This window comes from Paraburkholderia sp. BL6665CI2N2 (assembly GCF_004366535.1).
Lineage (GTDB): Bacteria > Pseudomonadota > Gammaproteobacteria > Burkholderiales > Burkholderiaceae > Paraburkholderia.
Genome location: NZ_SORC01000002.1, coordinates 322,026 through 340,490 on the forward strand (window position 1 = coordinate 322,026; position 18,465 = coordinate 340,490).

Consider the following 18,465-nt stretch of genomic DNA (forward strand, 5'->3'; position numbering starts at 1 on the left):
CGTGCACAAACGACCTTCACTTGATTTCCCTTGAGCCGAATCCGCCGACCGTTGCGCACGGGGCAAAGCGGGACCATTGGCCGCGTATTCGCGGTTGTCGATTTCAATTGCTTACTGGAGGCCCTGCGTGTCTTTACGCCAGTCCTAGCTAGCCAGTCTCATTGCCTTCTGAACTCACCATCAGCCCCTGAAGAGAAACCCCTGGAGGAAAGTCGCCCCGCAGCCCCGTGCCACGCAAGCGTCTACTTCGGTCTCAACGCCTTCAACGACTACAGAGGGAGCGCACGTCTTGGCAAACTCGACGAGATGTCGAAGGCGCGCACGGGCGGTCTCCTCGCCAAATGCGTCGCGGACGAACGTGCGGTCAATCTTTGCTATATCCACACCAAGACAGAGGAGGTTCTTGACACTGCTGTAGCCATTACCGACGTCGTCAAGGGCGACACGGCAGCCCAATGACCGGAGAACGCGAACGAACTCGCGCGCTTCTTCAAACTCCGTCAACGGCGCCGTTTCTGTGATTTCCACAATAAGCCGGCGTGCAATGTCGGGTTCCTCACTCAATGTGTTCAGGATGGCCGCCCACCACGCGTCGAGCCTGGCGCTGTGGGCAGAGATATTGCAACCGAGCCGCGCGTCGGGATCGGCGCGTAGCGCCTTAATGATTGAGTTCACAACCCAGCGGTCGAGGCGACGCACAAGGCCAAGTCGTTCGAGGGCTGGCACGAGACTGCCGAGGCGAACACGGGTGGTCGCACCGGCGATCCTCTCGCATAGGAGCGCCTCACAATAGTCGACTGTCTCCGCACCGGTTGCATGACATATCGTCTCGAATGCGAACTGAAGTCTGCCCTCGTCCATTGCACAGAAGATGCTTGCGGCTACCTCAGTGTCTTCAATGAATTGCTGTCGCCAAATGTCCCCTGGCTGCCCGTATAGCATCCGCGTAGATCCGCTGGCAACGATGTTGAATGGCTCATCGCTGAATTGGACGATCTTCGCGCAAAGCGTAGGAAAGGCGCTCCTCGATCCTGCTTCAATACCGTGATCCCCAAGAGCAGTCAGCACCCGATCAAGCAGGATAGCCGTGTTCGGCGCGTGAAATGGGCCGACACCACATGGAGTCGTTGCGATGTTGAATACAAAAAGGATGTGTTCGCCGCTCGTCGTTGCCGTGCCGATGCAATTTCCGCAAAGCGCTCGCGCACGTTCGCCCACGATATGAAGAACCGCTGTTGCGAACGTTGTACCGTGAGCTTGCTCGATCTGAGGCAGGTTCGTGATCGACGCAACGATGCAGAGTGACGTAGCCCGCTCCGTATTGGCCGATGCGGCGACACCAAGCCGCTTCAGTAGCGACGTCAGCGCCGGGGACGAAGGAAAGGGATGAATGCTCATGCTACCACCGCTGTGCCGCGATGGACGAGCGAGAAGCGGTGGCCCGGTACGAAAGGGTTCGCTTCTGTCAGCATGCAGCCTACTAGCAGAATCGCTTGGAAACTATAGGTAAATCATGAGTCTCGTGCGGTGCCGAACACAAAAAGTCGAGCCGACAAAAGGGAACCGTTTCGTCAAATTTCACTTGATTATTCGTGGGCTCGGAACCACATTCCGACGATTCCCGATGTATGGGGGCGCACGATACCCTAGCCGAGTAAGGGTGACACCATGAAGAAAATTGGATATGCACGCGTCTCGACCGAAGACCAACATCTTGATCTGCAAATTTCGGCTTTAAAGGCGGCCGAATGCGGGATTCTCTTTGAGGATCACGGTGTTTCCGGGGCAAGTTTTTCGCGACCTGGCCTGGAGAAGGCGCTATCGCGTCTGAAGGCAGGAGACACGCTTGTGGTGTGGCGACTGGATCGGCTGGGCCGTTCAATAAGCCATCTGGTGAACCTCATCAACCGTTTGAGCAAGCGCCGGATCCACTTCAAGTCGCTTACGGAAAGCATCGATACATCGACGTCCGGTGGCAGGCTGGTGTTCCATCTGATGGCCTCACTCGCTGAGTTCGAACGCTCCCTGATCAGCGAACGCACGAAGGCGGGCATGGACGCTGCCCGCGTGCGCGGTTCGCGCATCGGTCGCAAGCCTTCCTTGACTGCGGCCGAATGCGCGCACGCACTCGCCCTTTTGGAATGTGAGTCTATCGACGCTGTAGCCGCGAGATTCAAGGTTCATCCCCGCACGCTTTATCGACTACGTGCCAAGCAGCTCAATTGCTAAGAGACCGTTTCAAAAAGACCCCGAGGGGGCTGTTAACCTTATCGGCAAGCTGTTAACCTTGGTCGTCTGAACAACGGGAACCAAGGGGATGGGCGCACCGATCATTGATGACGAACTGTGGGCATTGATAGAGCCTTTGCTGCCACCGCCAAAGCCACGCCGCAAGAAATACCCAGGACGGCTCCCGGTTTCCAACCGGGCTGCACTGAACGGCATCTTGTTCGTATTCAAGACCGGGATACGCTGGTGCGACCTCTCGACCAAGCTGGGATTCGGCTCCGGGCCGACCTGCTGGAGGCGCTTGCGCGACTGGCAAAGGGCCGGCGTGTGGAGCGCGTTGCACGAACTGCTGCTCGCGAAGTTACGCGAAGCCGGCGAACTCGATTTCTCACGGGCAGCGGTCGATTCATCCTCGGTGCGAGCCGTTGGGGCGGGCGAAAAACTGCCCGAACCCCACCGATCGCTCGCGACCAGGTTCGAAGCATCACATCCTCGTCGACGCCAATGGCGTCCCCATCAGTGCCATCCTGACTGGCGCGAATCGCAACGACGTTACCCAGTTGCTGCCGCTCATCGACGCGATCCCGCCAATTCGCGGCGTACGCGGCCGACCGCTTCGCAAGCCCAAAGTCATCTACGCAGATCGTGGCTATGACTCCGAGCCGCATCGTCAGCGGCTTCGTGCGCGCGGTATCGAACCGGTGATCGCCAGGCGCCGTACGGAACACGGCAGCGGAGTCGGCAAATTCCGCTGGGTAGTCGAGCGTACGCACGCATGGCTGCACAATTTTCGTCGTCTTCGCATTCGCTTTGAACGTCGAGCCGACATTCACGAGGCATTCCTTAAACTTGGTTGCGCGCTCGACTTTCCGGCTGAGCACTGGCAGCACCTGCGCACGACCAACGCCATCGAGTCGACGTTCGCGACCGTGCGCCACCGGACGACGCGTACGCGCAACTGTGTGTCGCGACCGACCTTCCTCGGTCTGGCATTCAAGCTGATCGAGGAAGCCGAGAAAACCTGGCGCCGCATCAACGGCCCTGAACAAATCACGCTGTTACTTGAAGGCATTGCCTTCAAGGACGGCGAACCGGTGCAAGATGATCGACCGGGTCAGCAGAAACTCGCCGCTTGATGTCGCCGCCCATCAAAACTGCCCATACACCACTCTTGACCTTATCTCGTGGACGAGACCGGCTTCCTCAAGAAGGGACAGCACTCGGCCGGTGTTCAACGCCAGTACAGTGGCACGGCAGGCCGTATCGAGAACAGCCAGATCGGCGTGTTCCTCTGCTATGCCGGTCGTGGCGGCAGTGCGTTCATCGACCGCGAACTGTATGTACCCAAGGGGTGGACCGATGACCGGGTGCGCTGCGAGGCAGCGGGCATTCCCGAGTCGGTGGAGTTCGCAACGAAGCCACAGCTTGCGCGTCGTATGCTTGAGCGGGCGCTGGACGCAGGGGTGCCGTGCGGCTGGGTCACGGGGGATGAAGTCTACGGCGGTGACCGTCACCTGCGGCTGTGGCTCGAGTCGCGCGGCCAGTCTTTCGTGCTGGCCGTTGCGAAGAACGAACCCCTATGGTGGAAAGGTCCAGAGTACGTACGGGCAGACCGGATCGCCGAGGCCCTGCCGGCAAGGGCATGGCGCTGACTCCGCTGTGGCGCTTGCAGATCACCGAAGAGGAGCGCCGCTTCGGGCATTACCTGCTGGTGCGACGCAGCCTGGACGAGGAACGCGAACATGCGTATTACGTCGTATACGCGCCGCGCAGCAAGGCCACACGGCAAACCCTGGTGAACGTCGCGGGCCGCAGGTGGGAAATCGAGACCGGCTTCGAGGCGACCAAAGGCGAATGCGGACTCGATCAGTATGAGGTGCGCCGATGGCAGGGCTGGTATCGCCACATCACGCTGGCTCTGCTGGCCCATGCGGTACTCGTCACCCTGCGGGTGCACGGCAAAAAAAACACCTGAAGGTTTGGTGCCGCTCAGCGTGCAGGAGATCCGCCGGCTGCTCTGTCGCATCCTGTGGCGCGGCGCCCACTCTATCGCGTACGTGTTGTCCTGGTCGGCATGGCGGCGCCGACACCAGTACCGCGCCCAGCAGTGCCACTACCGAAGACGAGGATGTGTGCCTCCAGTTTACCCAGATCTACGGCTGTAGTACTAAGCGCATTCCCCTTCGGCTCGCTGTATTGCGTCAACTGTGCTCGTTGGATGCTTCTAAGCAGCGTGCGCGGATGGATGTGGAAGCGCTCGGCGACGAGCGCGGGCGACTCGCAACGTAGCAGCCGCTGTGCTTCGCGACACTGATCATCGGTCATCGCGTGCCGACGGCCGACGTGTTTTCCGCGGGCTCTTGCCGCGTCCATGCCTGCGCGTGTACGCTCCCCGATCAGCCTACGCTCGAATTCAGCCAGCGCGGCAAGCATATGAAACGTGAACGATCCTGTAGACGACGTCGAGTCGATTGATTCGCTCAGACATGCGAAGTGCATGCCCTTCTTTCCCAATCGATCCAAGAGTTCAATAAGCTTTGACAAGGAGCGGCCGAGTCGATCGAGGCGCCAGACTACCAATGTGTCGCCCAGACCTCCGTCGTCAAGGACGCGTAGCGTTTTCTGCTGCTCTCCCATGTCGAGTGCTCCGGCTTACCCGCCGCTCCTCTCCGTTTGGGCCTTCAGGCGTCACACCGCCCTACTATGCCCGCTGCTGACTCCTGCACGGCGATCAACCGTCCTTGCGAGCCGTTCAGTCCTGATTCCAGGACGCCGCACAGGCCTCCCAAGGTAAGCTCAACCGCCTTCACCACACACCTGCCAGATCTACCACCCGCGCCTTGATGGTTATGGACTTCGCGATCATTGGCTCGCTCGTCCGCCCAGGTAGGCCTCATATCTGGTTTCTGTTCGTCAGGTCGTGGCTTTGCTACACGCTTCCTTCAGACCCCGCCTCACGACGACGCCCTTGCGTTTCGTTAGTCCTTCACCACCATCAGGTTGGACAGCGGACTTCCACCAAGCTGTTGTGCATGCTCGGCGCACCAAAAAAAAGCCCATCCGGATGGACGGGCCGAGGCGTCCGGACTTTGAATCGAGGTCGCGCAGCCATACGTCCATTGCATGGAAAGCCTTCCGCAACCCTTCCGACCCGGCTTCTTCCCATCGCGGTGTGCGTCGATTACTTCGAGTTTCCTTCGGTTGGCTTCAGATTTTTTGCTGCCGCGAGTGTGGGGCCTGCTGTCGGACTTGCTGCTGGCGTTGCCGGTTGCGTGCCGTCGGTCTTCTTTGCTGGTTCGATAGTTGTCGTCAGCCCCATGCTAACCGTAATCAGCGCCGGATAATCGTATGCAGCACCGGTGCTCATGTCGACGCCGGCTCCGATCAGCCCGCCGAAGAGGATGTTGCCGAAGGCCATGCCTTTCGCACTCGATTTAATCGTCGCAATACCGGGATCGATACCGTCTTTCTCACATCTGATCGTGAGGTCGCTGTATGCGCGATGGACGGTCACGGTGCCGGGCGATTTAACGAACCACGCGCCTTTGTTATTCTCTAGTTTGCATGCGGGTCCGGCCAGTTCCTCTGCGCCCTTTACTGTGTGCACCGACACCACTTGGTTCGTGCCGCTGACGATCGAAGCGCAGCCCGACAGCGCCACGAGGCATGCGACAGAACTCAAACTTGCTTTTTTCATCGGTGTACCCCTAGAGCAGATTCGTTTTGTGACGCGTTGTAACAATTCGAAATCGTGCGGAGGGTGAAAGAGAGCTTAGCAAGCAGGGCTGCTTAATCTCTCGCGGTATCGGTTTTCGCCAAGTCGTAAAAAAAAGCCTGCCATAAGAGCATTGGCAGGCCAAAAAAATCGAGGGACGAATAGATTCCGAGAAAGACCGCCCCTCGAAGACCGAGGCGGAGTGTAGTCGGCCGAAAGAAGATGCGGTCGCAAGCTGTCGATCGAGGCAAGCTTTTGTCCAAACAGGACAAGAAAAAAAAGCCCATCCGGAATGGCGGAACTGCGCAGCCGTTTTTATGCCGAATGTACCCAGCTCGTGAGTGAATACGATCCTCATCCACCGTTCAATTCCGGTTCAATGAAGACAGCTCCCGCAAAAGTGAGAGCCGACATGATTCAGCTGCTTGCCGGATTTACGAAGAAGGCACAGGAACTGGCAACTCGGGGCATCGAATGCCGACGCCTGGATAGGCGGAGCGTGCGACTTTTGCGCTGATGATAGCGTCCGAACAAGCCGGGGGACGGAACGAACCCGGCAGACATTTACCGCAGCCGCTTGCCAGGAGATTGTCGCTGCGGCACGACCACGAGAAACACCATACGCGCGGAGTGTTCGCGGCGACGTGTCCGCGAAGAACCGGGAAGATTCAGACGACTCGAACTCGGCGCCTGCGCTAGTCCACGACCAATGGCTAGTGCGCTTGCGTGGTCAAGCGGGGACGGGTGAAAGTCGGAACCACCAGTCTGTGAATGACCGCCGTGCTTTGTGACCTGAGCTGTTCGCCGTCGCCGGAAGCGGCCGTTCGCCATCTCGGACAACCAGCGTCGCCGTTGATGACGGTCGCAGGAGGTGACCATTAAGATAAGTTTTCTTCCATTAATAGCGAGGTTGACATAAATAAAATCGCCAACGTCTTGTATGCAGGATTCCGAACGAATCCTATCGAGGTGAGACAAATACCCTGGGGCTGCGTTGCGACTCAACATTGCAGGCGAGAGTCACGACCTATCTGAATAGTTTTCTTAAGATTTTTGAAATCACGCAGTATGGGTTGCCGACAAGCGAATTGCATCATGCGTGACTACTCAATCCGTCCGCGAATGTGGAGTACTTCTAGTGGTTCGAACTCCGATCGCTGAATGCCGACTGCCAATCCTGGCCACCGTAAAAGACGCCAAGAAACCACACCGCTTCTGCATCTTCCTCAACGACAAAGGCGAGAATCGTATCCCCCTTGTAGTGAGTAGTCTTGAGACCCGGCATCACATCGTCCTGGGGAGTTCCACGATTCGGGTAAGTCGCGAATGCTTCGCACGCGTCGTACACCTCCGTGATATATCGTGCAATTGAAGCCTCAGAGCGCCCGTGGAACTCCATGTAGTCCGCGATGATTTCCAGCCGTTCGTCGAACTCTTCCGCATAATTTACAACGTACTGAATCACGCGGCAGGTTCCTTTCTCTTTGCCCTGCGTTGGCTGCGCCGTTCGGCTAACCTGGCTTCGGATTGCTCACGGGTTAGAGCGTTTCCGGGATTGGCTTTCAGTTTCTCGTACGCCGGCACAACCTGTTCTTTCAGCCAGTTCTTGACGAGCTGATCGCGCTCCTTAAGCAGCCTGAGACCGTCCCTGACTACCTCACTGTCGCTGTTGTAGTCGCCGCCTGCGCTTCGGGAGCGCACGAACTCGTACAGCTCGGGTGTCAGAGTAATCGTTAGCGGTTTGCTTGCCATGATCTAGCCCCTGTTTTCATGAACATATGAGAGTATCATACACCTGATTAACGGCTCCGCAGGTAGGCGGACGCAGCGCGACGGGTGCCGTCAGCTTCATCAACGCTCACGCAAGAAAGTGCATTCTCCACGACCTTGGTCCTGCGCAAATGACGTTGATCAGCGCCCCAATGGACATCGGCCACCGGGGAAATTTAGCCGGCACGTCTGCGCATCGGGTGTCCACAGGTGGCACCGACCTATTGCGAGCTGGCGGACGCACCGGAGCGACGGGGTGAGCCGAGCCGAGGGCTGGGGATGGCAAGTGTTCATAGCGTTTGCGAAAAGGCCCGTGTGGACATGCAGCGCGGGGAAGCCGCTGAGCTGCAAGCGGACACTGCCCTCACACAGTGGGAGTTAGATGGAACATGAAAACACGCGGCCCGTGCGACCCTGCTAGGCGGGAGCGGGGCGAAGCCAGGCAGGCGACGGCGGATGCCTGACCGTTAGTTGCGTAATAAACGCTGGCTCTTTGAATAGCTGGGCTCTTTGAATACTTTCGACCGCAGCGCTATGCCTGGCGTCTCGGGGGAAACGAAAAAGACCGTCGGACGGCGGACGTAGGCGCGCCGCATCAGATGCCTACAGATTCGTCAGCGTTCCTTGATTTCCGTTATTTATGCGTAACCTGGTGTGTGCGCCGAACATAGGGTACGGCGACACACTGAGGCTGAGCTATGGTCTACAAAAGTCGTTTCAAAAACATCGTCTATCCGGCATGGCGCCGCGCGTCGCGCGTCGCGCGCTACCGGATCGTGCTAGCGAAAAATCGGAAGCTCGTCCGGACGGTCGTGTATCCCCTTGGTGGCGAGCCATCGCAACCGCACCATGCTGACATTGCCATTGCGCTGGCCGTCGTGCTGAACAGGGTCATCGACGGCGAGTTGACTGGTGTGTGCCACGTGTGCATGCGGCCCGTGGTGCAGACGGGTGTGCGGCTGACCGACTATCCAGTCCGGGTCGACGCTTCTAGAGTGTGGTGCCACGGGCGTGCTGCTAACCGGTCAGTTGGCAATACCGCTCAGCCGCTTCACATCCACTCGCTCGATGTCGTCGGTGGCGCCGTCGCCTTCCATGTCGGCCACGACAAAGACAAGCCGGCAAGCGCCTGCGTTGCGAGGCTGCTTCCATGAACCCAGCACCACATCGTTATGCCGTTGGGCGCTGGGAATCCTTGTGGGCGAGTGAGCCATATATGTCGCACCGGTTCGTAATCGATCTGCCGACCCGCAAAGTGATCGCAGGACAAAACCGCATTCGAAAGCAGTGGCATCCCATGATGCATTCGACACGTCGACTACATGCAGCAAATACTGGAAGAGACGTTTTCCGACATCTTCGAAGATCCGCATGAGTACGGATTCGAGACAGTTGATGATCCGCCGTCCTGGGCAGTGCAAGCGTGGCCGTGGCCGCGTATCAACGAAGACGACGCGAGTAATGGAGGGGACGAGGAAAGCACACTGTGAGCGCGAGTCGCGCTGTGGATGGCGGACACGACGCGGACGCCCCGGATTTCTTCACGTCCGGTCTGCGAAACACCTGGCTTACAAGGACTGCGCCGGGATCGTATCGCATTGGCGGATATCGCCCGTCGCCATGCCGCGCCGCAGCCACCGCTGCCGCTGCTCACTCGTGCCGTGCGTGAATGCTTCGGGCACGACGCGTCCCTGCGATTGCCGCTGCAACCGGTCGTCGCTGATCGCGCCTGCTGCGTTCAGGCCCTGCTCGAAGTTGCCCGGCTCCATCAGCTTCGCGTCCAACCGCTGCGCGACCGCCGCTCACACGCTCCGCCTGCAATTCGAGGCGCTTGAACAACGCATTGCCCCGCGCCTGCGACATGCGCAAATACGCGCATGCGCGGTTTCGGCAAGGAGGCTGATTCACCACCCGGGAAAAAACGGACGATGACATGGTTATGGCTGGAGATTGTCTTTCTCGAGGGCGAGGCAAATCCTGATCCTTGTTCTTCGATGGTTGCCGAATGCGGAAGTGGCGTTGTATGGGTCAACGAGCATCGCCAGCTTGGGGTTTGCGGTACAAACACCAAAAGCAGGACAACGCACTTCCTGACGACCGACGAACGGCTTGGCGATGCCTCGGCAACTCCGAGCTACACGAACTTGGCCACATGATCGCTGACTTTCCCGACAACCGAAATGCGGGGAACAAGCCTGCGCCCAACCCTGTTTCTCGCCCGTCGCGTAAGCGGAAAGCCAGCTCGGCTCGGTGAGCGCGGTACTCATCGCGCAGACTCCCGGTCACGGGTCGGTCTGCCACCGATGATCAGAAACTCACCTTCGCCGGCCGTCCGGTTGACCTTGCGAACCCACGGTCGCACCTCATTCGGACACGTCGGCTGCCCATCGATGTACTTGATCGCGTCGGCTTCGGAGTCGAATCGCTCCGGGTAAAATCCAGGAATTGCAGCTTCAAACATAGATACTCCACAGGCAAATGCGGAGCAGCCCCAGACGGGCTGCATGCCCGCACAGGGTGTTGAAAAAAAGTCGCCGCCTGATGACGTCAGGCTTGCCAGCCAGTGCTCCAGCAGGTGCCGCTTAAACGGGAATGCCCCGGCTTCCATAAGAGGAAGCCGGGGCATTTCAACGCATGAACACTCAGCGAATCAGGAACACGACTTCGGTTGACTGATCGGATAGACAAGCACCCGACCGTCCGGGCAGATCGTGAAATCGCCCCGTTCACCTCTCGGGTTCTGGACAACAATCACCGGCCGCAGATTGGTCACATGCGCCTGTGGTTGGGCCGTACATGCGCATAGCGACGAACTACCTGCCGCGAGCAGCAGCATCAGAAGGTTTTGCATCTGGATATCTCGAATAAAGGATGTGCGCCGCCTAAGCGGTACGTGAATTAGCGGGATCGCTCGCGTGGACAGTCACCCACTTGCCGTTAATCAGGACGTCACGCATGAGCGTGCCGTTCAGGACATAGGAGCGAGTGGTACCCGAGCGCGGGGAACAGGGACGAACTGACAGCGTTACCGCTTCAGTGCGTTTCTGAAGATTTCGAAAAGCGAACATCGGCGTTCCTCGTTGGAAAAAAGCGAGGAAACGCCCTGTGGGGGCGTTCCCCACAGGGTTAAAAAGAAATGACACGTCACGCGGCCAGCGCCTGAACGTCGATCACGGCATCGGCCTCACTCACCAGATCAGGCGATTGCGAGATGAAAAACTCCCGCTCATACCCGCCCTGTTTCAGCACCTCCCGTTTCATCCGCATGAACTGCAGCTTGCGCTGCGGATCGAGCGGACCATCGGACTCGTCACTAAAAAGCGTCTGGTAAGGCTGCCCCGTGTTCTGCGCCTGATACAGCGCAATTCCACGCGTCAGACACTCGTTGATCCAGACCTTCTGACCGCCCGACATCACCGACACCGACTTCGTACTGTCGGCCTCGGCGTCGTGCACAAGGATCTCGAAACCTTCGCGCAGTTCGCCATTTGCAAGCGCGCGCTGCGTGCGGATTTCGACCGTGAAGCGCGTGCCGTAACAGGCAAGCAGCAGCCTGTTGACGGTGTCGGCCAGTGCGGGACCCGCGTCGTCGATCGTCAACGCAATAACGCCGTCGTTGCCGAGTCCTTTCTCGAGCAGCTTCCACTGCGCAATTTCATCGGAGAGCCGGTCGGCGCGCCGTTGCGTAGCAGAAAACCCGCTCAGGTCCGCCGCTAGTCCGTTGGCTTCGGCCTGTAGCACTGTCTGGGCACGGATCGCACCTTCAATCCGGCCCTCAAGTTCTGCGACAGACTCGCGATTGGTGGCCAGCTTCCGGTCAGTCTCCGCAATCGCGGCCGTCACATCGACGGCTGCAAGCTGCTTCGATTCCGCATGGATTCTGGTCATCTCAGCCGTCATACGTGCCTTTTCAGACTCGTATCGGGTTGAGCGCGCAGCGACTTCGTCCGCGACCTGCCTTAATTCCGCGTTAGCGGTCTCAAGGCCCGCTGCTGCAGCATCGAGAAGCGGCTTGCTGGCTGCAAGCTCAGTCGCCGCCTGCAGGTTGCGCCGCGCTTCGGTCAGAATCGCGGTGAGCGCATCACGCTCACTGCGCTTCGCAGCAAGTTCTGCAACGACTGGAGCAAGCGCATCGGCCTGTGCTTTCTTCTCGCGATACTGCGCGCGAAGTTCGGCGACCGACACCCGTTGCTCCTCTGCCTGCGACTTCGCCTGCAACGCCTGACTGAGCAGCGGACACGTGGCATGCATCGCATGCCCCACACACGGCACCTGGTCGACTACCGCAGCCTGCTTCGTCAATGTCTCGAAGTGGGCGGCTTTAGTCTGACCCTGCGTCATGAGACCCGAAAGTGAGCTCTGAAGGGTGGCATGACTGACCTGCTTCGCCTCAAGCTCCGCGATAACCCGTTGCAGAGGCTCCAGCTTTACCTCCTCACGAGCAATCAGTAGGTGGGCTTCGTCACGCCTGGCTGCCGCACCCAGAATCGCTTCCTTGCGGGCGAGCGTCGTCTGGTGACTGGTCACGGTCTGCTTCAGCGCATTCACACGCTGCTGGCTCCGAACGGATGCCGCCCGCTCGTCACCATCCAGCGCCTGTACGCCCTTCACCAGTTCGCCAGCGCGCACCGACAGTTCACGAAGCCTCGCTTCAGCCGTTGACGATTCGCCTGCCTTTGCCGCCAGCGTTGCGCGCTCCTGAGTCAGCTTTGCGGCTTCCTCAAGCTTCAGATCGCGTTGCGCCCGGGTCTCACGCAGGACATCGCCCTGCGCCAGCATCGATCGCTCAACCTCCGCTTTCCTTTGCCGTTTGCCTACAAGCGCTGTCAGGTCCGACTGGATCGTCTCGCGCGCCGGCGTCGGAACAAGCAACGCTCTCGCGTTCCCGGTGGCTCATGTGAAAAGGTGCCTTGAAGCATCAACACCGGCATCGACAGACTCAGGTGATTGATGTTCCACGCCAGCCGGTTCAGCGACGGCGCATGCGCATCAAGCCGATGATCGGTCGAGTCGCCGGAAATAACAGCGACGTCCATACAGCGATTCATCGCGTCTTGGACTGCGAAAGAAAAGCACCGGTCCGCCTCATCGAGGTTTTCTGGCGAGTAATGCAGGTCAGACATGTGAGCGATTTTCACGTCGCCTCCTGAAAAAGAAAAAAGGCCGCCCAGGGGCAGCCTCAAATGGATCGCGCGCCAGGCGGCGCAGTCGGAAAAACAGTCAGCGAGACAGGGTGTCGCGCACCTTCATCAGCGTGACGCCAAGCAGGTTCGTGCCACGCCAGTTCGCCTTGTCAAGAATCAGCGGGTCCCGCTCACCTAGCCCTACGCCCCAGATGCGGTCGTAAGGACTGGCTTCGACAAGCTCGGTCGGCTCAGTCGCCAGAAGCAGCGAGCGCAATCCCGGGTTCTGGGCAAACTTCTCCCGACACCCGACATAGACAATCGCCTCGCGCTTGCCTTCCCACGTTGCAAGGTCGAAACCTTTCACGCCACGCCCGATCGCCTTCTGATCTTTCGGATGACGCGCCGCGAAAATCGCTGCGGACGCTTGCTCGTCGCCAAACAGCTTCGCTTTCGAAAACATCATGAACTGCTCGACCGAGGTAAAGTCCACGCCGTGATAGCAGAAGCGGCACGGATGCCAGTTACTCAGCGCGTCCTGCTCACCAAAAAACAGCGTGAAGTTTGCGATCTTGCGCATGGTGGAACTCCTAGAAGACTGTGATGCAGCCGTCGCCTTCTCCCCAACTGATCTGCAGCTTCGCAGGTTGCGGTTCGATAAACGAGGTGCCCATGCACTGCTGACATTGGACAACGGTCCGCTGCGTTCGATCCGGTGAAGACCTTGAACAGGTCACCACCACAACCACTGCAACGCATCTGCTGCAGACCCGTGAGGGCGCCCAGATCGTTCGACATAAAGTTGATACTCCATCAAGACAGGGAAATGATCCGCCGTCATGGCGGAAGAATTCGATGCACAGGGATGCGCGGTCGAAAACGCTTTAGCAAGTGCCGCTTGCTGAAGGGTTCTCGGTACGCGAAGAAGAAAGAAGAACGACCAGCCCCGAAGGGGCCGGTCTGAGGTCAGACGTAGGTCACTGCCTGCATGATCTCGTCGTCAAACGCCGCGCGATCATCGAGCGCCGCCGTGAGGCGTTCGTTCATCTGATCGACGTCTGCCGGCCTTTCCGCCCAGCCGCGCCCGAATCGGACGTGCGCGAACTTGCGAAAATCCTGCTGACGATCCGGCTGGCTGAGTCCCAACCGGTTAAGCAGATCAGACATGCGGTGACGCTTGTCCGCAAGCGTCTCACCCTCTTCGCGCTCGCCGCCGTCGGCACCTGAACCGCTCGCGCCGACAGTTTCGCTATGCATCTGCCCAACGGGCTCAGAGGCTGCATCTGTCATTGCCTGCGACAGGACCTCGACATTGCCACCGGCTTCGATCAAAGCCACTGCCCGGCTCGCCGCTTCCAGCGCTGGCTGCGGCTCATCGCCTGCGTCCAGCAACGCCCCAAGATCGATATCCGCATCGAGCACCGTCAGCATCTGCTTCTGACGCACCGCCTGCCCGTTGTCGTCAATCCGCGTGATGTCGAACTCCTTCTTCGACAGCCAGAAGCGCGTGCCGGTCAGCCGACCTCGCGCGAGCGAGACGGTCTGCATGGCGGAATACGCTTTCTGCAGGACGTAAATCGAATTCGTCGGAAGTTCGATCAGGCCAAGGCCTTTCACGTCGGGAATCGCAAACACGAAGTTCGCGCTCAGGTTGCACTTGCGTTCCTGATACTGTGGATAGTGCATCCCACGGCGACGCGAAGCGCTGCCGGTGATAGCACCAGTTCACCTGCATCAGGCCAACATCGAAATCACAACGGCCATCGGAGATAAGAAAGCGGATCGCCTTGTAGGCGTCATCGCGCGTGCGAAAGAAAAAGCCGCGTCCTGCGACGTTGAGCGTCCACGGCCATGCACGGCCCTTATAGGCCGACTCATTCAGCGCGACGCCAGCGAGGATCTTTGCGTCGACGCTCGTATGCATGACGTCGAATGGCGCCTGCGCCGAGGCACAAGCCCAGCCGCCCCGGCGCTCGGTCATCGCGGCCTGCGCGTCGTCGTCAAGCACTGCCGGTTGCAGCCAGCCATTCTTCACGAGCATCGTTTGAAGGCTCTCAGGCGCGCCATCAACGAGCACCGATGCGAAGCCGCGCGACCCCGGGTTGATGCTCTGCCCTTTCAGGGGTTGCGCCCACGTAAGAAAGCGCTGCAGGCCGCAGGCATACACGGGCGTACCGGGGAGCTCGAGGACCGTGCGCTCGCCGCTTTCCTCAACGACGAAGCGGGTCGGACTGATCACGGTTTCGATCACTGCGGCGCCCGCCGACGAGTACGCGACCGTTAGCAACAGAGCTGCAACGACGTGCCTAGTCATGGTACGGCTCCATGACGATGTCTTGCGTCACCTGGACGAGGAACTGCTGCCCGGCCGGCACTGTGATCGTCGGGGGAATGTTCTGGTTACGTTGAAGCACGGCCTGCGCAGTCGTCGCGGCAACCTGCCCTGCTGTGCTCCCCGTGGTCGTGATTCCGATCGGGCTTGCCGTCGTCGAGGTACTTGAGCCATTGTCAAAGCTCTTCAGCAGGACTGCGGTAATGAAGCCTGCGCCAAAGATCGCCAGGAAGTGGTTGTTGACATCGCCCGAAAAGCCGGCGGCGCCATTCTGGTCCGCACCCTGCATGCCGTTCATCGGCACGCTCTTGCCGTTGGGCAGCCGCAGACTGGTCGACGCGACAAGCAGGCGCTCCTGTCCGACCTTGACGTCCGCGCTATACGCGCCGTTGATGAACGAACCCTTCGGTATCATCAGGCAGTCGCCATGCAGGCTGTCATAGATGTCCTGATCGACCATCAGCGCAACGCGGCCGGGCTTGTCCGAGTTCAGACCTTCGACGGTCTTCACGTGGATGTTGTGCGGAGGTGTGAGCGTGCAGCCGCGGGCTTGTCCGTTGAAGGTCGTCCGCTCGATCCCGCCTTGCCCCGCTGCATCCTTGAGGAAAGCGCGATCGCGGTCTTCGGGCGCCTGTTCCTGTTTGCCCAGCGCGAGCGCCATTGCGTCCGCAGTGTTCGGGACGCCCGATGTCGCCGCGGCTCGAGCCGCGCGAAAATCGTCCAGCGACGGTACGCCCGCCGGCACGGCCGACGCCTGCTGGGCGGCATTTCGGGAGGCGCCAGACTGCTTGAATACCGACGACGTATAGATCGCATCGAGCTTGTTGCTCGCAGCAAGCGCACGAGTGTCGGCATCGTCCGCTCCCACCTCGCGCTGGAAGTCATTGCCCGTCAGCATGGGTTTGACGCCCGGACGTTGCGCAGCGGATGCATCCGACGCGGCGCGCGCTGCCGCTTCAGCCGCCGCAGCCTCCTGCTGCTGCCTGATCATCTTGTCGATGTCGGAGTTGCTCGCTCCGGGGGCCTCTGTGCTGCTCTTCAGAGCCGACGCCTTCTTCAGGCGGGCCTCTTCCTGCGCCTGGTTGCTTGCCTTCAGCTCGTAGTAAAAGCCGAGCACACCGATCACGACGGCGGCCAGCAGGCCAATGCTCATGATCGCATTGCGGGGCGTCTTGCCTTTGACGAGTGCAGCCTGTTCTGCATTAGGCGTGGCCTGTTCGGTTTTCTTCGCCACGGTCAGAACACTCCGAAGATGCGCCGGCGACCGCGCGTCACCGTTACCTCGTCCTTGCCCGACACAAGAACAATCTCGTCGGCCAGACGCTGGAACAGGAGGAAGTCGCCGCGGCGGATGAAGTTGCCGACGACACGATCGCCGTGATCCTTGTACATGGGCACCGGCCATGTCTGCGCTTTGGCGGGCATGCGCATCCAGATCGAGCGGCCGTCGTCGAATACGACCTCCGGCTTGAATTCCGCGTTACCGTCCACCGAGTAGTCCCAGTTGAGCTTGTCCGGCGACACGCCGATCGAGCCTGAGTCGCCGCCGCGTTCTCCGGCGGACGCGCCCGGGCCTGTCCCACCGGCTTCGTCTCGCACGTTCACTCGTGCCATCGGCGCGCGCGGATACTGGAAGCGCACGGTCTGGTAGAAAAAGCCACCGGCCGGCGACGCGATTAGCGTGAAGTCGTATTCGCGGCGGTTCGTCGTCAGGTGCAGCGTGTTCACCAGGTCTGCCTTGTGCGGCTTGATGAAGACATGGTTCATCTTGTCGTCGTCAATCTCCCACTGGACACTGTCGCCCATGGCGGGGTCGGCAATCAGCTTCTCGCCGGGTTCCAGCTCGATGGTCGTCAGTTTCAGCGGTGCAGTGAGCACGCGAAAGATCTGGTCGCGGCTGTACGGAAACACGCCGATCCTTGCGTCACCAGGCATCGTTAGCGGGTCCGCGCCACCATTGAACGGATTGACGGGACTCATCGGGTCTCCCGCAATCATCGCTGCGTTGAACGAGTTAGTGTCAGCAGGTTTTTTGGCATTCGCCGCCGTCATTTGCAATGCCGTCGCCGCAAGCAGAACGAGAACGCCGAGCGTCGGACGGTGATATCGGGAGGTCATCCTGGTCAAGCTCCACCGGTCCGCTCAAGGCGGAAGAACGGAATGTAAATGCCGAAAGGATTTGCGGTGAGTGCCGCGTCGGCGGTTGGCGCCACGATCTGGTAGCGAAGCGTCAGCGCATAGGACTTCACGTCGGGCTTGCCGGTCGCGCCCGCCTGCGAGGTCGTCGTTGTGAACTCAACCAGAACTGTCTGATCTTCAAGCAGTGCGATGTTGCGCACGTTCACTTCGCGGATCAGCTTGGGATTGGCGGTGATCTGCTGGAAAGGGACGTCGTCGCGCATCCAGCTCTTGAACTGGTCGGTTGCAGCACCGATCATCTGGGCCTTTACCGAATTGATGTTCGACGACATGCGCGACGTCTGCAGGCTGTCGGTCAGCACTGGCTCGATCGTGAACCAACGCACCGCCATGTCGCGCATGCTCGTGCGCAGCGCCTGGGAGTCCGGCTTGTAGGCGACGAGTTCCGTCACGACCGGGTGACCGCTCACGTCGGCCGAGACACCCACCACGCGCGTGACCGACGGCGGCGGCTGCCGTGTCCAGACGGCACCGGCTGCGACCGCAGCACAGGCGAAGGCGATGAGCATCCAGCGGTTGCTCTCAACCTTGAGCCGCGTGCTCGTCTCGAAAATGACTGTCGATGGATCTTCCTCGGCGTACATGCCGGGGGCCGTGGATAGCGCGGCCTGCCGCTTGTTCCTGAAAATGCGCATGGCAACCCTTGATGAATGGCTACCATTGAAACAATTTCTAACAAGGCTTTTGGGGGAAAAGGCACAGAGATTTGAGCGCCTTTGTGGTCACGAGAGTTCACTGTAAGCCGTGCTGGCCTTCGAAAACTTTAACCATGGTTATGAACCTCCGCCGGAAAGAGAATCGAAATCGGCACCCTTTCGGCGTTTCGTTGAGCGTGCTGCGGTGTATCGTTTCGGTCTGTTCCGAATTTTTTTACAGATTTACATTCCTGGAACAGGATAGCTGCTTTTTTCTTGTTTAAAAACAGTCAGTTGCGCGGGCGACGCGAGCAAAAAATTAACCATGGTTAAAAAGCTCGTGAGGTGCGACGGATAACGCGCGGTGCAACGGCGCAGTAGCAGTTGCAGACGCGGAAACGATTGGCCGGGTTCTAAAGCAACCGTACGGTGCACCTTTCGGTTTCTAGGTGGAAACGTTCA

General features: G+C 59.5%; 17 protein-coding genes and 5 pseudogenes. 7 read left to right on the top strand and 15 right to left on the bottom strand.

Annotated elements, in window-relative coordinates:
- Positions 1-180: 180 nt before the first annotated feature.
- Complete coding sequence (locus tag B0G81_RS39155) at positions 181-1,398, bottom strand: EAL domain-containing protein (RefSeq protein WP_134143552.1); 1,218 nt, start codon at positions 1,396-1,398, stop codon at positions 181-183.
- A gap of 270 nt (positions 1,399-1,668) precedes the next feature.
- Between B0G81_RS39155 and B0G81_RS39160 the strand changes: the two genes are divergently transcribed.
- The 4 genes and pseudogenes from B0G81_RS39160 to B0G81_RS39170 form a co-directional block, all read left to right on the top strand.
- The gene (locus B0G81_RS39160; RefSeq protein WP_134143554.1) at positions 1,669-2,229 is read left to right on the top strand and encodes a recombinase family protein; all 561 of its coding nucleotides are present in this window, start codon (positions 1,669-1,671) and stop codon (positions 2,227-2,229) included.
- Between the two features lie 88 nt (positions 2,230-2,317).
- Positions 2,318-3,092 (top strand): annotated as a pseudogene (locus B0G81_RS39165) (IS5 family transposase); the annotation flags it as partial.
- Positions 3,093-3,365, top strand: a pseudogene (locus tag B0G81_RS44235) (IS256 family transposase); the annotation flags it as partial. It abuts the pseudogene before it with no gap.
- A 45-nt stretch (positions 3,366-3,410) separates the two neighbouring features.
- Positions 3,411-4,204, top strand: a pseudogene (locus tag B0G81_RS39170) (IS701 family transposase); the annotation flags it as partial.
- A 71-nt stretch (positions 4,205-4,275) separates the two neighbouring features.
- Here B0G81_RS39170 and B0G81_RS39175 read toward each other — a convergent pair.
- The 4 genes from B0G81_RS39175 to B0G81_RS39195 form a co-directional block, all read right to left on the bottom strand.
- Complete coding sequence (locus tag B0G81_RS39175; protein WP_134143555.1) at positions 4,276-4,866, bottom strand: recombinase family protein; 591 nt, start codon at positions 4,864-4,866, stop codon at positions 4,276-4,278.
- Between the two features lie 544 nt (positions 4,867-5,410).
- Entirely contained in the window at positions 5,411-5,926 is a 516-nt protein-coding gene (locus tag B0G81_RS39180; protein WP_134143557.1) for a hypothetical protein, read from the bottom strand.
- Positions 5,927-7,079: 1,153 nt separating this feature from the next.
- Positions 7,080-7,409: a type II toxin-antitoxin system RelE/ParE family toxin gene (locus B0G81_RS39190; RefSeq protein ID WP_090812046.1), complete on the bottom strand. Its 330-nt coding sequence runs from the start codon at positions 7,407-7,409 to the stop codon at positions 7,080-7,082.
- Positions 7,406-7,696, bottom strand: a complete 291-nt coding sequence (locus tag B0G81_RS39195; protein WP_134143561.1) for a type II toxin-antitoxin system ParD family antitoxin — start codon at positions 7,694-7,696, stop codon at positions 7,406-7,408. The genes B0G81_RS39190 and B0G81_RS39195 overlap by 4 nt, the downstream gene beginning before the upstream one ends.
- A 716-nt stretch (positions 7,697-8,412) precedes the next feature.
- On the opposite strand from B0G81_RS39195, the gene B0G81_RS39200 reads away from it, so the two are divergent.
- Positions 8,413-8,868 carry a hypothetical protein gene (locus B0G81_RS39200; protein ID WP_134143563.1) on the top strand — a complete coding sequence of 152 codons (456 nt, stop codon included), beginning with the start codon at positions 8,413-8,415 and terminating at the stop codon, positions 8,866-8,868.
- A 168-nt stretch (positions 8,869-9,036) separates the two neighbouring features.
- Positions 9,037-9,204 (top strand): hypothetical protein, encoded by a 168-nt coding sequence (locus B0G81_RS44010; RefSeq protein ID WP_166679181.1) that lies wholly within the window; start codon positions 9,037-9,039, stop codon positions 9,202-9,204.
- Positions 9,205-9,282: 78 nt separating this feature from the next.
- On the opposite strand, the pseudogene B0G81_RS39205 reads toward B0G81_RS44010, so the two are convergent.
- A pseudogene (locus tag B0G81_RS39205) lies at positions 9,283-9,580 on the bottom strand (neutral zinc metallopeptidase); the annotation flags it as partial.
- A gap of 11 nt (positions 9,581-9,591) precedes the next feature.
- On the opposite strand from B0G81_RS39205, the gene B0G81_RS44015 reads away from it, so the two are divergent.
- Positions 9,592-9,870: a hypothetical protein gene (locus tag B0G81_RS44015; protein ID WP_166679166.1), complete on the top strand. Its 279-nt coding sequence runs from the start codon at positions 9,592-9,594 to the stop codon at positions 9,868-9,870.
- Between the two features lie 107 nt (positions 9,871-9,977).
- Here the strand turns inward: B0G81_RS44015 and B0G81_RS39210 are convergent, their stop codons facing one another.
- The 9 genes and pseudogenes from B0G81_RS39210 to B0G81_RS39260 all read right to left on the bottom strand — a co-directional run bounded on the left by B0G81_RS39210 (position 9,978) and on the right by B0G81_RS39260 (position 18,003).
- Positions 9,978-10,322 carry a hypothetical protein gene (locus B0G81_RS39210; RefSeq protein WP_134143564.1) on the bottom strand — a complete coding sequence of 115 codons (345 nt, stop codon included), beginning with the start codon at positions 10,320-10,322 and terminating at the stop codon, positions 9,978-9,980.
- Positions 10,323-10,364: 42 nt separating this feature from the next.
- Positions 10,365-10,565 carry a hypothetical protein gene (locus tag B0G81_RS39215; RefSeq protein WP_134143566.1) on the bottom strand — a complete coding sequence of 67 codons (201 nt, stop codon included), beginning with the start codon at positions 10,563-10,565 and terminating at the stop codon, positions 10,365-10,367.
- A gap of 293 nt (positions 10,566-10,858) precedes the next feature.
- On the bottom strand, positions 10,859-12,493 hold the full coding sequence (locus B0G81_RS39225) for an SMC family ATPase (RefSeq protein ID WP_243856844.1): 1,635 nt from the start codon (positions 12,491-12,493) through the stop codon (positions 10,859-10,861).
- Between the two features lie 95 nt (positions 12,494-12,588).
- Positions 12,589-12,852, bottom strand: a pseudogene (locus B0G81_RS39230) (metallophosphatase family protein); the annotation flags it as partial.
- Positions 12,853-12,934: 82 nt separating this feature from the next.
- Positions 12,935-13,417 carry an NADAR family protein gene (locus B0G81_RS39235; protein ID WP_134143570.1) on the bottom strand — a complete coding sequence of 161 codons (483 nt, stop codon included), beginning with the start codon at positions 13,415-13,417 and terminating at the stop codon, positions 12,935-12,937.
- A gap of 386 nt (positions 13,418-13,803) precedes the next feature.
- Positions 13,804-14,523 carry a hypothetical protein gene (locus tag B0G81_RS39240; RefSeq protein WP_347877481.1) on the bottom strand — a complete coding sequence of 240 codons (720 nt, stop codon included), beginning with the start codon at positions 14,521-14,523 and terminating at the stop codon, positions 13,804-13,806.
- A 620-nt stretch (positions 14,524-15,143) separates the two neighbouring features.
- A complete protein-coding gene (locus tag B0G81_RS39250) occupies positions 15,144-16,403 on the bottom strand; it encodes a TrbI/VirB10 family protein (protein ID WP_134143571.1) in 1,260 nt (419 codons plus the stop codon).
- A gap of 2 nt (positions 16,404-16,405) precedes the next feature.
- Entirely contained in the window at positions 16,406-17,287 is an 882-nt protein-coding gene (locus tag B0G81_RS39255) for a TrbG/VirB9 family P-type conjugative transfer protein (protein ID WP_134143574.1), read from the bottom strand.
- A gap of 5 nt (positions 17,288-17,292) precedes the next feature.
- The gene (locus B0G81_RS39260) at positions 17,293-18,003 is read right to left on the bottom strand and encodes a type IV secretion system protein (protein WP_134143576.1); all 711 of its coding nucleotides are present in this window, start codon (positions 18,001-18,003) and stop codon (positions 17,293-17,295) included.
- Positions 18,004-18,465 lie beyond the last annotated feature (462 nt).